Genomic DNA, 12,920 nt, shown 5'->3' with positions numbered 1-12,920 from the left:
GGAGACCGGCACGATGTCCACGACGCAGGCCGTCGGCGCGATCCCGAGGGCCCGGGCCCGCCGCCCCGTCCGGCGGCGGGAATGGGTCGGGCTGCTCTTCGTCCTGCCGGCGGTGGCGCTGGTGGTCGTGTTCTTCGTCGTGCCGCTGGCGATGACGGCCTGGATGTCGCTGCACAACTGGCCGCTGATGGGCGTGTCGCGCTTCATCGGCCTGGACAACTACCTCGCCATCGCCCGCGACATGCGGTTCTGGAACGCGCTGCGCTTCACCGCGCTCTACACCGTGGTGGTGACGGTCGCGATCTTCGCCGTCGCCTTCCCGCTGGCGCTGTTCGTGGAGAAGCCGCGGCCCTTCGGCGGCTTCTTCCGCACCGCCTATTTCCTGCCGGTGGTGGTCGGCTTCGCCTCGGCCAGCCTGCTGTGGTCCTGGCTGCTCAACGTCGATGCCGGGCTATTCAGCCCGGCGGCGGAGGCGCTGGGGCTGACCGAAGGCCGGGTCAACCTGCTGGCCGATTTCAACCCGGCCTTCTGGTCGATCATTGCCATGGTGGTGTGGAAGGTCGCCGGCTTCACCATGGTGATCCTGATGACCGGGCTGCAGGGCATCCCGGCCGACTATCTGGAGGCGGCGAAGATCGACGGCGCCGGCGCCTGGGCCCGGTTCCGCCGCATCACCCTGCCGCTGATGCGCCGGACCATCGCGCTGGCGCTGATCCTGTCGGTCACCGGCTCGATGCTGGCCTTCGACCAGTTCTACATCATCCTCGGCGGCGGGCCGCGGAACCAGACGGTGACCGCGGTCTACTGGATCTTCAACCAGTCCTTCGTCTCGTTCCGCCTGGGCTATGGCGCGGCGCTGTCGATGGTGCTGCTGGCGATCCTGCTGGTGCTGAGCGTCATCCAGCTGCGCCTGCTGCGCCATCCGGAGGGCGAGTGATGAGCGCGACCATTCCAATGCGCCGGGCCGCGCCCGGCTTCCTCCTGCAGGCGGCGGCGCTGATCGCCGCGATCCTGTTCCTGGCCCCGATCGCCTGGACCATGCTGGCCAGCGTCAAGCCGGCATCGGAGGCCAACCTGCCGCCGCTGCCGCCCTGGCCGAGCGCGGGCTGGAGCACCGACAGCTACGCCGCGCTCGACGCCTTCGGCGCCGGCATCGGCCATTACACCGGCAACAGCATCGCGGTCGCTGTCGCCACCGCCGTGATCACCTCCGTCGTCAGCCTGCTCGGCGGCTACGGCTTCTCGCGCTTCCGCTTCCCGCTGAAGAACGTGCTGTTCGTCCTGATCATCGCGACGATCATGATTCCTTTCCAATCGATCCTGACGCCGCTGTTCCTGCTGCTGACCAGGCTCGGCCTGCAGAACACGCTGGCCGGGCTGGTGCTGATCTACGTCACGCTGCAGCTGCCCTTCTCGATCTTCATGATGCGCAACGCCTTCGACGCGGTGCCGCGCGAGATCGAGGAGGCGGCGCGGATCGACGGCGCCGGCAGCATCCAGCTGCTGGCCCGGGTGATGCTGCCGCTGGTCTTCCCCGGCATCGTCACCGTGGCGCTGTTCGCCTTCCTGGCCGCCTGGAACGAGTTCCTGGCGGCGCTGATCCTCCTGACCGACCAGGACAAGTTCACCCTGCCGATCCTGATGACCGCCGTCCGCTCCGGCCGCTTCGGCGCCGTGAACTGGGGCGCGGTGCAGGCCGGCGTCACCGTGATGATGATCCCCTGCCTGATCCTGTTCCTCGCCCTGCAGCGCTTCTACATCCGCGGCCTGACGGCCGGCGCGGTGAAGTAGACGCGCATCCCGTTCATCGATGGAGTCTCACTGATGACCGACGCTTCCGCCGTTGCCGCCGCCCCCGACGCCGCGCCGCGCGCCCGCTTCCGCCCGCCGGCGGTGCCGCGGGTCGAGGTCCGCGGCTTCTGGGGCGCCCGCATCGACGCCGTCTGCGCCAGGACCGCCGACACCCTCTACCAGCGCTGCGAGGAGGCCGGGATGCTGCAGCAGATCGATCCCGACCAGCCGTCGCCCGGAGTCCGCATTCCGTTCCATGGCGGGCTGGTGACCGCCCAGATGTTCTGGGATTCGGATTTCGGCAAGGTGATCGAGACTGCGGCCTACTGCCTGCAGCGCGCCCCGAACCAGGAGCTGGAGCGCAAGGTCGACCACGTCATCGACCTGTACGGCCGGCTGCAGCAGCCCGACGGCTATCTCAACAGCTGGTACCAGCGGATCGAGCCGGGGCTGCGCTGGACCAATCTGCGCGACTGCCACGAGCTGTACTGCGCCGGGCATCTGATCGAGGGCGCCGTCGCCTATTTCCAGGCGACCGGCAAGCGCAAGCTGCTGGACATCATGTGCCGCTATATGGACCACGTCGCCGCGGTGCTCGGCACCGGCCCGGGGCAGAAGCGCGGCTATTGCGGCCATGAGGAGATCGAGCTGGCGCTGGTCAAGCTGGCCCGCGTCACCGGCCAGCAGAAATACATGGAGCTGGCCAAGTACTTCATCGACGAACGCGGCCGGCAGCCGCATTTCTACGACGCCGAGGCGCGCGAGCACGGCCGCGACCCGAAGGACTATGTGTTCAAGACCTACGAGTACAACCAGTCGCACCTGCCGGTGCGGGAGCAGGACAAGGTCGTCGGCCACGCCGTGCGTGCGATGTATCTCTACAGCGGCATGGCCGACATCGCGATGGAGTATGGCGACGACAGCCTGCGCCTGGCGCTGGAGCGGCTCTGGCGCGACCTGACGTCGAAGCGGCTCTACGTCACCGGCGGCCTCGGCCCTTCCGCCGACAATGAGGGCTTCACCGCCGATTACGACCTGCCGAACGAGAGCGCCTATGCCGAGACCTGCGCCGCGGTCGGGCTGGTGTTCTGGGCCGGCCGGATGCTCGGGCTCGGCCCCGATGCGCGCTATGCCGACATGATGGAGCTGGCGCTGTACAACGGCGCCTCCTCCGGCCTGTCGCTGGACGGCGCCACCTTCTTCTACGAGAACCCGCTGGAAAGCCGCGGCGGGCACCATCGCTGGACCTGGCACCGCTGCCCTTGCTGCCCGCCCAACATCGCCCGGCTGACCGCCTCGATCGGCAGCTACATGTATGGCCAGTCGGAGGACGGGATCGCCGTCCATCTCTACGGCGACAGCACTGCGACGCTCGACGTCGCCAGCGGCAAGGTCCGGCTGGTGCAGGCGACACGCTATCCCTGGGACGGCGCCATCGCCCTGACGGTCGAGCCGGAGGCGCAGGCGGTCTTTACCCTGCATCTCCGCATCCCCGGCTGGTGCCGGAAGGCGAGCCTGTCGGTCAACGGCGTGGCGCAGGACCTGGATGCCATCACCCGCAACGGCTATGCCGCCATCACCCGGCGCTGGGCGGTCGGCGACACGGTCAGGCTGGACCTGGAGCTCACGATCGAGCGCATCCACGCCCATCCGGAGATCCGGCACGATGCCGGCCGGGCGGCGATCCGGCGCGGACCGCTGGTCTACTGCCTGGAAGGCATCGACAACCCGGTTCCGCTCAACAGCGTGGTGCTGCCGCCGGATGCCAAGCTGACCGCACGCGAGGAGCCCGGCCTGCTGGGCGGGGTAGTGACGCTGGAGGGCGAAGGCCGGGCGCAGTCGGCCGTGGATTGGGGTGAGGAGCTGTACCGCACGACGCCGCCGGTCGAGCGGCCGGTGCGGATCAAGGCCGTGCCCTACTACGCCTGGGACAATCGCGATCCCGGAGAGATGCTGGTCTGGGTGCGAACGGCGTGAGCCGCCACTCTCACGGCCGGTCCCGCAGGGAATAGAGATAGGCGGCGATGTCGCGCGCCTCGCCCTCCGGGATCCGCGTGCTGGGCATCGCAGTGCGCGGGTTCACGGCGCGCGAATCCCGGATCCACAGCACCAGATTTTCGGCGGTGTTCGGCAGAACTCCGCCGATGAAAGCGCGGTCGGCCAGGCGAGAGAGCTCCGGGCCGACCGAGCCGCGCGCCGCGCCGATGCCGGGGATGGTGTGGCAGCCGGCGCAGCCGTTGCGCAGGATCAGCGCCGGCGCACGCTGCGGATCGCCACCGGTGAGATCCGCCGCCCAGCGCTCGGCCGCGCGCTGACGCTGTATGCCGTAGACCGTCGCGCCGCCGCCCAGCAGCAGGATCATCGCCAGCACGGGGACGATCCAGGCCAGCGCCTGGCGCCGCCGCCGTGGTTTCGGCCGGGCCCCGGCTTCCGGCGTGGCCTGCCGCCAGCCGCAGGCCCCGAGCACCGCCATGGCGGCCGCGGCCAGCACCGCGGCGCCGCCCCTACCTCGCCCCGACGGCATGGCGCCCCTCCCGTGTCCGCCGGCCGGCGCCGGCGATCCACAGCCCGGCCAGCGCCAGCCCCGCGGCCGGATAGGCAAGACAGGCCGGGATCCACATCACCAGCCCGGCGAGCTGCTGGTCCTCCAGCGCCGTCAGACCCCAGCGCGCCGCCTCCCCCGCCTGGCCCGGGAACCACAGCCGGGTGGAGAACACCAGGAGGGCGCCGAGCAGACCGGTGTGCAGCGCGGTGACGAAGAGATGGCCGACCGCCACGCCCCGGCTGCCGCGGCGGCACAGCAGCGACCACCAGAACAGCAGCGCGGTAAAGAGGAAGCTGGCGTGCTGCAGCGCGTGCATGCTGTCATCCGCCAGCGCCGCCGCGAACAGCGCCGGCACGTGCCAGGCCCAGATCGCGACGCCGTGCAGCACCGTCGCCACCAGCGGATCGGTGATCGCCCGCCAGAACGGGCGCCAGGGTCGCGATCCCGCCGCCGCGCCCAGCGCCCGACGCCAGCCCTGCGGCAGGCCCCACAGCATGGCGCCGACCGGCCGCGACGGGGCCAGGAGCGGCGCCGCCACCACCATCAGCACCTCATGCTCGATCATATGCGCCGTGAACAGCCGCTCGCCCAGCGTATGCAGCGGCGTGACCAGCGCGGCGGCGAGGGCCAGCCAGCCGGTGAGGAACATTGCCGCCCGCCCGCAGCCGACGCCCCTTCCCGACCCGGCCCGGCACCACAGCCGCAGCACGCCGCCGGCATAGAGCAGCACCGTCAGCAGCAGCGGGCCGGTGATCCACCAATCCCAGGTCCAGGGATACCCGACGCCGTGGTCGTGCCCGGCATGGGCAAAGGCCACGGCGGGCACAAACGTGAACAGGATGGCGAGACCGAGACGCATCATCGCTCGCACCCGTCGAAGACCAGCCCGGCCGAGCCGTGCAGCGCCACGATCAGCGCGAACAGCAGCGCCGAGCCGATGCCCAGCAGGGCGATGAAGCGCTCGGTCCTGACCGGCCGCGCCGTGATGTCGGGCCGGCGGAACGCCTGCCCGGACAGTGCCCCGCCGGCGAGCGCGACCAGCACCAGCAGCAGCGCCGTCCAGGGCACGATGCCGAGCTGGCGCGGGCAGTCCCAGGGGACCAGGGCGTAGTTCACCTGGGTCGACAGCGCCCAGGCGCCCGGGCCGGACAGCAGCCCCGCCCAGGAGAGCCCGTGCAACCGGATCCGGGTGAACACGCCCGCGCCCATCACTGCACCCAATAGAGCAGGAGGTAGATCGGCAGCCAGGAGGCGACCACGAAGTGCCAGTAGAAGGCGTTGTCGGTGACGTCGCTGAAGCGCTTCCCGGTCCTGGAATGCCGGGTGAACATCAGCACCGCCAGGACGATGGTGTCGCCGGCGTCGGTCAGGAGATGCGCCGTGTGCAGGCCGAGCAGGAACCAGACGACCGAGCCGTAGGCATTGGCGTCCCACAGCACTGTCAGGGCTTGGAACTCGAAGATGCGGGCGATCAGCGGCGCGACGCCGAACAGGCTCATCACCACCAGGCCGATCCGCACCTTCCGCAGATTCTGCTGCCTGGCCCAGCGGTCGAGCAGCAGGTTGGGCACGACGCTGGCCAGCAGCAGGAACGTCAGGATCGTCGCCGCCCAGATGTTCTCCTGCTTCGGCGCAATCGGCCAGGTCGGGGCCAGATGACCGAGGTAGAGATAGGTCCCGACCGCCAGCGCGAATCCGGTGCCTTCGAGCGCGATGAAGCCCATCGTGCCCCACCAGATCGGGCTCTGCGGCCCGAAGCCGTAGGTCGGCAGATGCGCGATATCGGCGACGGGGCGGTGCCTCATTCTTCGTCCTCCGGCGTGCCCTTGGGCCAGAACCAGCCGATCAGCGTCACCGCCACGGGGATGCTGCCCCAGACCACGGCCCAGGGGGTGAAGATGGAGCCGAGGAAGGCGGCGCCGACCGCGAGCGCCGCCAAGAGCGGCCAGATGGACGAATCCGGCGACGCCTCGCGCAGCTCCGGCTCGGCCTCGGCCAGGGTGCCGGCGACCAGCTCGCGCGCATCGACGCGCAAGCCGGTCGCGACCGGCAGGTCGCCGCGCTCCGCCCACAGCGGCTCGACATGCGTCACCACCGGAATCCGGGCGAAGTTGTAGGACGGCGGCGGCGAGGCCGTCGCCCATTCCAGCGTGCCGGCATCCCACGGGTTCGGCCCGGCGATCGCACCGCGACGCAGGCTGCGGACGATATTGATCAGCAGGAGGGCGAAGCTGGCGGCCAGCACCAGGGCGCCGGCGGTGATGAACAGGTTGGTCCCGCCCCAGCCCGACGCCTCCGGATAGGTGTAGACCCGGCGCGGCATGCCGGCGAGGCCGAGGAGGTGCATCGGGAAGAAGGCGGCGTTGAAGCCGATGAAGGCGAGCCAGAAGTTCCAGCGCCCGAGCCGGTCGCTCAGCATCCGGCCGGTAATCTTCGGGAACCAGTAGTACACGGCGGCGATCAGCGGGAACACCGAGCCGCCGATCAGCACGTAGTGGAAATGCGCCACCACGAAATAGGTGTCGTGCACCTGCAGGTCGATCGGCACCGAGGCGACCATAACCCCGGTCAGGCCGCCGATGACGAAGACGACGATGAAGCCGAGCACGAACAGCATCGGCGTGTTCAGGACCGGCCGGCCGCCCCACAGCGTCGCGATCCAGCAGAAGATCTGCAGCCCGGTCGGGATCGCGATCAGCATGCTGGAGGCGGTGAAGAAGGCGGCGCCGAGCTGCGGCAGCCCGGTCGCGAACATGTGGTGGACCCACAGGCCGAAGGACAGGAAGCCGGTGGCGATCAGCGCCAGCACCATGCCGAGATGGCCGAAGACCGGGCGCCGCGCGAAAGTGGCGACGATGGCGGAGACCATGCCGGTTGCCGGCAGGAAGATGATGTAGACCTCGGGATGGCCGAAGAACCAGAACAGGTGCTGCCACAGCAGGGCGTCGCCGCCTTCGGCCGGGTTGAAGAAATGGGTGCCGACCAGCCGGTCGAGGATCAGCATGGTGCTGGACACCATCACCGCCGGCATCGCGAACAGGATCATGAAGGCGGTGACCAGCATCGCCCAGACGAAGAGCGGGATGCGGTCCAGCGTCATCCCCGGCGCGCGCTGCTTGAACACGGTGACGACGATCTCGACCGCCACGGCGAGCGCCGAGACCTCGGTGAAAGTGACCATCTGGGCCCAGAAATCGGCGCGCTTGCCGACGCCGTATTCCGGTCCCGCCAGCGGCACGTAGCTGAACCAGCCGGCCTCCGCCCCCGTGTTGAACAGGAAGGCGATCCAGATCATCAGCCCGCCGAAGAGATAGACCCAGTAGCTGAAGGCGTTCAGCCGGGGGAAGGCGATGTTGCGGGTACCGACCATCAGCGGCACCAGGTATATGGCGAAGGCTTCCATGACCGGCACCGCGAAGAGGAACATCATCGTCGTGCCGTGCATGCTGAACAGCTGGTTGTAGAGGTCGGGCCCGACCACGCCGGCCTCCGGCCGCGCCAGCTGCAGCCGCATCACCACCGCCGCCAGCCCACCGAGCACCAGGAAGACGAAGGCCGTGACCATGAAGCGCCGGGCGACGATCTTGTGGTCGACGGTGGCGAGCCGCGCCAGCAGCCCCTTGCCCGTCCCCCAGGTCTCGGACAGCAGCCGGTCGAGCGTAGCGTCATCGAGCCCCGTATCGCGCAGGCCGCGCGGCGCGGTGTCGGGTGGGAGCGCCCCGGCCTCGTTCATTTCAGCCCCTCGAGATAGGCGACAAGAGCATTCAGCTCGTCGGCGTCGAGGGCGACGCGCGGCATGTTGGTGCCCGGCTTGATCGCCTGCGGGTCGGCGATCCAGGCGGCCAGGCTACCGCGGGTCAGCGGCAAGGTCCCGGCCGCGATGGTCTCGCGGCTGCCGATATGGGTCAGCTCCGGCCCGGTTCGGCCGCCGGCCGAGGTACCGCGGATCTGGTGGCACATGATGCAGGGCTTGGACAGAAAGACGTCGCGGCCCCGCCGCGCCTCCGCCTCCCGCGGCTCGGCGGCCGGGGCCAGCTGCGCCTCGCGCCAGGCGTCGAAGGCGGGACGCGTCTCGGCGATCACCCAGAGGGCCATATGCGCGTGCTGCAGGCCGCAGAACTCGGCGCATTGCCCGCGGTAGCGGCCCGGGGCCTCGGCCTTGATGGTGATCACGTTCTGGCGGCCGGGGATCAGGTCCGCCTTGCCCGACAGCTCCGGCACCCAGAAGGAGTGGATGACGTCGTTCGCCTCCAGCTTGATCCGCACCGGCTCGCCCACCGGGATGTGAATCTCGTTCGCCGTGGTCAGCACCCGGCTCGGCTGGTCGTCCTCGTACTGCACCTGCCACCACCATTGGCTGGCGGTGACGCGCAGGGTCAGCGCCGGCCGCTCGCCGAGGGCGGCGAGCCCCTTGCCGGTCCACCAGCTGAACCCGGTCAGCACGATCAGGATCACGCCGGTCGCGGCCAGGCAGGCGCCGACCACCCGGCGCGCCGCGCGATCGCGCCGCGGCTCCTCGGCCAGCGGATCGGCCCGGTCGACACGGCGGCGGGCGATGGCGACGGCCAGCGCCAGCACGACCAGCAGCCAGACCACGGCGCAGACGATGGTGAACAGCCAGAACAGCCGCGCGATCCGGTCGCTGCCCTCGCCCATCGGCACCAGCGCGGCCGGCCACTCGCCGCAGCCGGCAAGCAGCCCGGCGCCGAGCAGGACAATGAGCCGGAACAGCCGGAGCATCACTGCGGCACCCCGACCGGCCGCGGCTCCGCCGACGGCAGCCGGCTTTCCGCCGGGCGCGACTGCATGCCGTCGGTGCGCGACGGCGCGGCATCCTTCGGCACGAAGCGGCCCATGGAGCGGACATAGGCGGCGATCTGCCAGATCTCGTCGTCCGGGATGCGGCCGCGGAAGGACGGCATGCCGTTCGGCCGACCCTCGCGGATGGTGGCGACGATGTTGTCGATGGCGCTGCCGTAGATCCACTTGTCGTCGATCAGCGCGGGGCCGGAGCCGCCGCCGCCATTGGCGTGGCAGCCGCTGCAGTTGTACCACTGGAATAGCCGCTTGCCCTGGCTCATGGCATAGGCGTTCTGTTCGACCTCCGCCCCTTTGGCGCTGGCGGTGGTCTGCGGCGGGTTGCCGCCGGGCGAGAACGGCGCCAGCGCCACGATCACCTCGGCGGCGGATTCGGCGCGTGGCGTGTCATAGGAGCGTTCCTCGCGCCGACAGCCGGCAGCGAGCAGGGCAGCGGACAGCAGCAGGAAGGTCGCCGTCCGGCCCATGTCACGGCCCCGCCTGTTCGATGCGGTCGAGCCGCGGCACGCCGTACTGCGCCAGGATTGCATCGATCTCGCCGCGGTGGCGGCTCAGCGCGGCGTTGACCTCCTGGGCGAGCGGCTTGTCCTCGCGGCGCACGCCCATGGCGATGTCGAACACCATCGGCATCAGCCCCTCGGTCTGCGGCTGCACCGGGGTGACCGTCAGCGGCACCGGCTGGCGCGGCGCGAAATAGCCGGCGAAAGGCCCCCAGACCACAGCGACATCGACTTCGCTTTTCGCCACCGCTGCGACGATCCGGCCGGCCGGGTTCGGCGTGGCGTAGTCGCCGTAGAGCGTGTAGCCGACGACGTGGCCGGCCAGGCCGCGCCGGGCCAGCGCCTCGGCCGGCGGCGGATTGGCGCCGTCGTCGCCGACCAGCTGCACGCCGATGCGGAGGTCCCGGAGCGCCGGATCGTCGAAGGACGAGATGTGCGGCCCGTCGGCGCGGGTCACGAAGACGTAGCCGGAGCGGTAATAGGGCCGGGTTGAGCGCAGCATCTCCAGCCCCAGCATGGTGCCGGGGACCAGGTCGCACAGCCCGGCCCCCAGCGTGTTGCGGATGAAGCCGCGGCGCTGCGCCCACCAGGTGTAGGTCACGGTCGCGCCGAGATCCCGCGCCACCAGCTCGGCGATGCGGTTCTCGAAGCCCTCGCCCCTGTCGTTGGAGAAGGGCAGATTGTTCGGGTCGGCGCAGACCCGCAGCTCGCGCGCCTCTGCGCCGCCGGCGGCCAGCGCCAGCGCCGCGACCAGCAGCAGCCTAGGGCAGGTGGAAGACATAGAGCATGCCTCCCCGCGTGGTCGCATCCTTGAGATCGCCCATGGCGGCGACGAAGCCCAGCGCCGCGGTCTGGTCGCGCGGGTCCAGGTCGCCGGCCACGATCGCGCCCGCCCAGCCGCCGGCGCCGGACAGGATGGCGACGTACTGGTGCCCGTCCGGCCCGCGAAAGGTGGTGGGCTGGCCGATGATCCCGGAGCCGGTCTTGAACTGCCACAGCAGCTTGCCGTCACGCGCGTCCAGCGCCTTGAACCAGCCTTCGAAAGTTCCGTAGAAGACCACGTCGCCGGCGGTGGCGAGAGCGCCGCTCCAGACCGGGAAGTTCTCCTTCACCGTCCAGGCGGGCTCGGCCTCGGCAACCTTCCAGGCGGTGAACTCGCCGCGATGCCCGCCGGGGCCGGGTTTCATCCGCACCTCGGCGCCGAGATAGGGGGTGCCGGCGATGTAGTTCGCCTGCATCCCCAGGAAATCCATGCACAGGTTGTTGTGCGGGATGTAGAGCAGCCCGGTCCGCGGCGAATAGGCCGAGGGGTTCCAGTCCTTGGCGCCCGGCGCCGCCGGGCAGATGTCGCGGATCACCCGCCCGGTCTGCGGCGCCTTGTCCGCCACCATCGCCAGCCGGCCGGTCGCGAGATCGACGCCGCTGCTGCTGGTGATCGGCACGAAGGGCTTGGCCGACAGCACCTCGCCAGTGACGCGGTCCAGCACATAGACGTAGCCGTTGCGCTCGGGACGGACGAGGACCTTCCGCGGCTGCCCCTGCCACGGCATGTCGAGCAGGATGTTCTCGTTGATCCCGTCATGGTCGTAGAGGTCGTGCGGGCTCCATTGGTAGGCCCAGCGGGCGGCTCCAGTGTCGAGGTCGCGGGCGAAGATGCCGGCGGTCCATTTGTTGTCGCCGGGCCTCAGATCCGGGTTCCACGGCCCAGGGTTGCCGGTGCCGTGGTAGATCAGGTTCAGCTCGGGGTCGTAGGAGATCCAGCCCCAGACATTGCCGCCGCCCTGCTGCCAGGCGCCGGGCGGCCAGGTCGAGACGCCGAGATCCTTGCCCTGGTCGGCCTCGTAGAACGGCTTGAAGTCCGGGCCGATCAGGACCTCGGCGTCGGGTCCCGTGCTGTAGGCCTTCCACACCAGCTTGCCGGTGGCGGCGTCGAGCGCCGCGATCCAGCCGCGCACCCCGTATTCGCCGCCGGAATTGCCGACCAGCACCTTCCCCTTGGCGACCAGCGGCGCCATGGTGATGGTCTCGCCGATATTGATGTCGCCCAGCTTGGTGCGCCAGATCTCCTGCCCGGTCGCGGCGTCGACCGCGACGGTGTTGCCGTCCAGCGTGTTCAGGTAGACGCGGCCGTCGGCGACGGCGGGGCCGCGGGCAACGACGTCGCAGCAGGCGACGCCCTGGGCCGCAGCCTCGGGCTTCGGCTCGAACTTCCATTTCAGCGGCGCGCCGGGTTTGGTGAGATCAAGGGCATAGAGGATGTTCGGGTAAGGCGACAGGACGTACATCGTGTCGCCCGCCACCAGCGGCGGCGCCTCCTGCCCGCGGTTGACGCCGATCGAGAAGGTGAAGGCGAGTTGCAGCTGGGCGACGTTGCCGGCGTTGATCTCGTCCAGCCCGCTGAAACGGGTGCTGGCGTAGTTCTTCGCCGCCATTGTCCACTGCCCGTCCTCCGGCGGCGCCGCCGAGGCGGGCGGCTGCGGGAGATCGGCGGCCCGGGTCGCCGGACCGGCCGCCGCAATGACGCAGACGATGACGACGCTGAGGATCCGGCGACCCAATTCAACCCTCGCGGCCCTGCCTTGACATCTTCGCCAATGGGATCGGCGAAACCCGAGTTCCGGCAGCAAAGAACGATTGCTGCGCGGGCGTGGGCGGATCGGGTCGGCCCGGCCGCGCCTCAACGCTTGGCCGCGGCGCCGACCTCGGAGCGGCTGATGTATTCCTTGGTCAGGATCGGCATCTGCTGCCAGATCCAGTCGCCCATCGCCTCCTCCTCGGCCTGGATGCGCTCGCAGGTCGCGGCGATGTCGGGCTGGCCCGCCTCGCGGGCCGCGGCTGCCAGCATGCGATAGCTGCCGGCTTCGAACTGCTCGAAGGAATAGCCGCCGAGGGCGTGCTTCAGCACCTCGTCCTCGGTCATCGCGTTGAACAGGCCCTGGACATTGGCGATCATCTTCTGCGCCAGGGTCTTCAGGTCGGACGGGTCGACGCCGAGCGTCGCCAGGCAGTCCTCGACATCCTGACGCTGGCGGTGGGTCTGCTGCAGATGCTCCTGCACCTTCGCCCGGGCCTCGGGATAGCTCTCGAGCCGGCTGGCCTGCGTCTCCAGCAGGGAGACGGCCTGGCTCTCCATGGCATAGGCATCGCGCAGCCAGTGGATGAGATGCTCTCTTGGTTCGGTCATCGCGATCTCCTGTTGAACCGCGCCCGGGCCGGCTCCCTCCGGCTCCGGCGCGCACTGAAGGCTCAACAGCGCCTCGCGGACG

At 70.0% G+C, this 12,920-nt stretch carries 13 protein-coding genes; 3 read left to right on the top strand and 10 right to left on the bottom strand.

Going from position 1 to position 12,920, the window contains the following annotated elements:
- Positions 1 to 13 precede the first annotated feature (13 nt).
- Genes KXR53_RS14275 through KXR53_RS14265 form a run of 3 tightly spaced genes read left to right on the top strand, consistent with a single transcriptional unit; the run spans position 14 to position 3,768 of the window.
- Positions 14 to 937, top strand: a complete 924-nt coding sequence (locus KXR53_RS14275) for a carbohydrate ABC transporter permease (RefSeq protein WP_437375843.1) — start codon at positions 14 to 16, stop codon at positions 935 to 937.
- Positions 937 to 1,791 (top strand): carbohydrate ABC transporter permease, encoded by an 855-nt coding sequence (locus tag KXR53_RS14270; RefSeq protein ID WP_437375842.1) that lies wholly within the window; start codon positions 937 to 939, stop codon positions 1,789 to 1,791. The genes KXR53_RS14275 and KXR53_RS14270 overlap by 1 nt, the downstream gene beginning before the upstream one ends.
- A 33-nt stretch (positions 1,792 to 1,824) precedes the next feature.
- Positions 1,825 to 3,768 carry a glycoside hydrolase family 127 protein gene (locus tag KXR53_RS14265; protein WP_437375841.1) on the top strand — a complete coding sequence of 648 codons (1,944 nt, stop codon included), beginning with the start codon at positions 1,825 to 1,827 and terminating at the stop codon, positions 3,766 to 3,768.
- Positions 3,769 to 3,778: 10 nt separating this feature from the next.
- Here the strand turns inward: KXR53_RS14265 and KXR53_RS14260 are convergent, their stop codons facing one another.
- The 10 genes from KXR53_RS14260 to KXR53_RS14215 form a co-directional block, all read right to left on the bottom strand.
- Positions 3,779 to 4,315, bottom strand: a complete 537-nt coding sequence (locus tag KXR53_RS14260) for a c-type cytochrome (RefSeq protein ID WP_437375840.1) — start codon at positions 4,313 to 4,315, stop codon at positions 3,779 to 3,781.
- Positions 4,296 to 5,198, bottom strand: coding sequence for a cytochrome c oxidase assembly protein (locus KXR53_RS14255; RefSeq protein ID WP_437375839.1), 903 nt, complete (start codon positions 5,196 to 5,198; stop codon positions 4,296 to 4,298). Before KXR53_RS14255 ends, KXR53_RS14260 begins: the two co-directional genes overlap by 20 nt.
- Entirely contained in the window at positions 5,195 to 5,545 is a 351-nt protein-coding gene (locus tag KXR53_RS14250) for a hypothetical protein (RefSeq protein ID WP_437375838.1), read from the bottom strand. Before KXR53_RS14250 ends, KXR53_RS14255 begins: the two co-directional genes overlap by 4 nt.
- Entirely contained in the window at positions 5,545 to 6,141 is a 597-nt protein-coding gene (locus tag KXR53_RS14245) for a cytochrome c oxidase subunit 3 (RefSeq protein WP_437375837.1), read from the bottom strand. The genes KXR53_RS14250 and KXR53_RS14245 overlap by 1 nt, the downstream gene beginning before the upstream one ends.
- On the bottom strand, positions 6,138 to 8,069 hold the full coding sequence (gene ctaD, locus KXR53_RS14240) for a cytochrome c oxidase subunit I (protein ID WP_437375836.1): 1,932 nt from the start codon (positions 8,067 to 8,069) through the stop codon (positions 6,138 to 6,140). The genes KXR53_RS14245 and ctaD overlap by 4 nt, the downstream gene beginning before the upstream one ends.
- On the bottom strand, positions 8,066 to 9,076 hold the full coding sequence (coxB, locus tag KXR53_RS14235) for a cytochrome c oxidase subunit II (protein ID WP_437375835.1): 1,011 nt from the start codon (positions 9,074 to 9,076) through the stop codon (positions 8,066 to 8,068). Before coxB ends, ctaD begins: the two co-directional genes overlap by 4 nt.
- Positions 9,076 to 9,621, bottom strand: a complete 546-nt coding sequence (locus KXR53_RS14230) for a c-type cytochrome (protein WP_437375834.1) — start codon at positions 9,619 to 9,621, stop codon at positions 9,076 to 9,078. Before KXR53_RS14230 ends, coxB begins: the two co-directional genes overlap by 1 nt.
- Position 9,622: 1 nt before the next feature.
- Positions 9,623 to 10,435, bottom strand: coding sequence for a substrate-binding domain-containing protein (locus KXR53_RS14225; protein WP_437375833.1), 813 nt, complete (start codon positions 10,433 to 10,435; stop codon positions 9,623 to 9,625).
- The gene (locus tag KXR53_RS14220; RefSeq protein ID WP_437375832.1) at positions 10,416 to 12,212 is read right to left on the bottom strand and encodes a methanol/ethanol family PQQ-dependent dehydrogenase; all 1,797 of its coding nucleotides are present in this window, start codon (positions 12,210 to 12,212) and stop codon (positions 10,416 to 10,418) included. The genes KXR53_RS14225 and KXR53_RS14220 overlap by 20 nt, the downstream gene beginning before the upstream one ends.
- 119 nt (positions 12,213 to 12,331) lie before the next feature.
- Positions 12,332 to 12,838, bottom strand: coding sequence for a ferritin-like domain-containing protein (locus KXR53_RS14215; RefSeq protein ID WP_437375831.1), 507 nt, complete (start codon positions 12,836 to 12,838; stop codon positions 12,332 to 12,334).
- Positions 12,839 to 12,920 lie beyond the last annotated feature (82 nt).

Source organism: Inquilinus limosus (genome assembly GCF_051487185.1).
GTDB classification, from domain to species: Bacteria; Pseudomonadota; Alphaproteobacteria; order DSM-16000; family Inquilinaceae; genus Inquilinus; species Inquilinus limosus_F.
Note: the sequence above shows the minus strand (reverse complement) of the source record. Positions and strands in the feature narration are given on the sequence as shown.

Bases quoted from the DNA above. Each gene is read 5' to 3' on its own strand.
- KXR53_RS14230 (WP_437375834.1), bottom strand. From the start codon at position 9,621: ATGGGCCGGACGGCGACCTTCCTGCTGCTGTCCGCTGCCCTGCTCGCT.
- KXR53_RS14275 (WP_437375843.1), top strand. From the start codon at position 14: ATGTCCACGACGCAGGCCGTCGGCGCGATCCCGAGGGCCCGGGCCCGC.
- KXR53_RS14255 (WP_437375839.1), bottom strand. From the start codon at position 5,198: ATGATGCGTCTCGGTCTCGCCATCCTGTTCACGTTTGTGCCCGCCGTG.
- KXR53_RS14225 (WP_437375833.1), bottom strand. From the start codon at position 10,435: ATGTCTTCCACCTGCCCTAGGCTGCTGCTGGTCGCGGCGCTGGCGCTG.
- coxB (WP_437375835.1), bottom strand. From the start codon at position 9,076: ATGCTCCGGCTGTTCCGGCTCATTGTCCTGCTCGGCGCCGGGCTGCTT.
- KXR53_RS14270 (WP_437375842.1), top strand. From the start codon at position 937: ATGAGCGCGACCATTCCAATGCGCCGGGCCGCGCCCGGCTTCCTCCTG.
- ctaD (WP_437375836.1), bottom strand. From the start codon at position 8,069: ATGAACGAGGCCGGGGCGCTCCCACCCGACACCGCGCCGCGCGGCCTG.
- KXR53_RS14250 (WP_437375838.1), bottom strand. From the start codon at position 5,545: ATGGGCGCGGGCGTGTTCACCCGGATCCGGTTGCACGGGCTCTCCTGG.
- KXR53_RS14245 (WP_437375837.1), bottom strand. From the start codon at position 6,141: ATGAGGCACCGCCCCGTCGCCGATATCGCGCATCTGCCGACCTACGGC.
- KXR53_RS14215 (WP_437375831.1), bottom strand. From the start codon at position 12,838: ATGACCGAACCAAGAGAGCATCTCATCCACTGGCTGCGCGATGCCTAT.
- KXR53_RS14260 (WP_437375840.1), bottom strand. From the start codon at position 4,315: ATGCCGTCGGGGCGAGGTAGGGGCGGCGCCGCGGTGCTGGCCGCGGCC.
- KXR53_RS14265 (WP_437375841.1), top strand. From the start codon at position 1,825: ATGACCGACGCTTCCGCCGTTGCCGCCGCCCCCGACGCCGCGCCGCGC.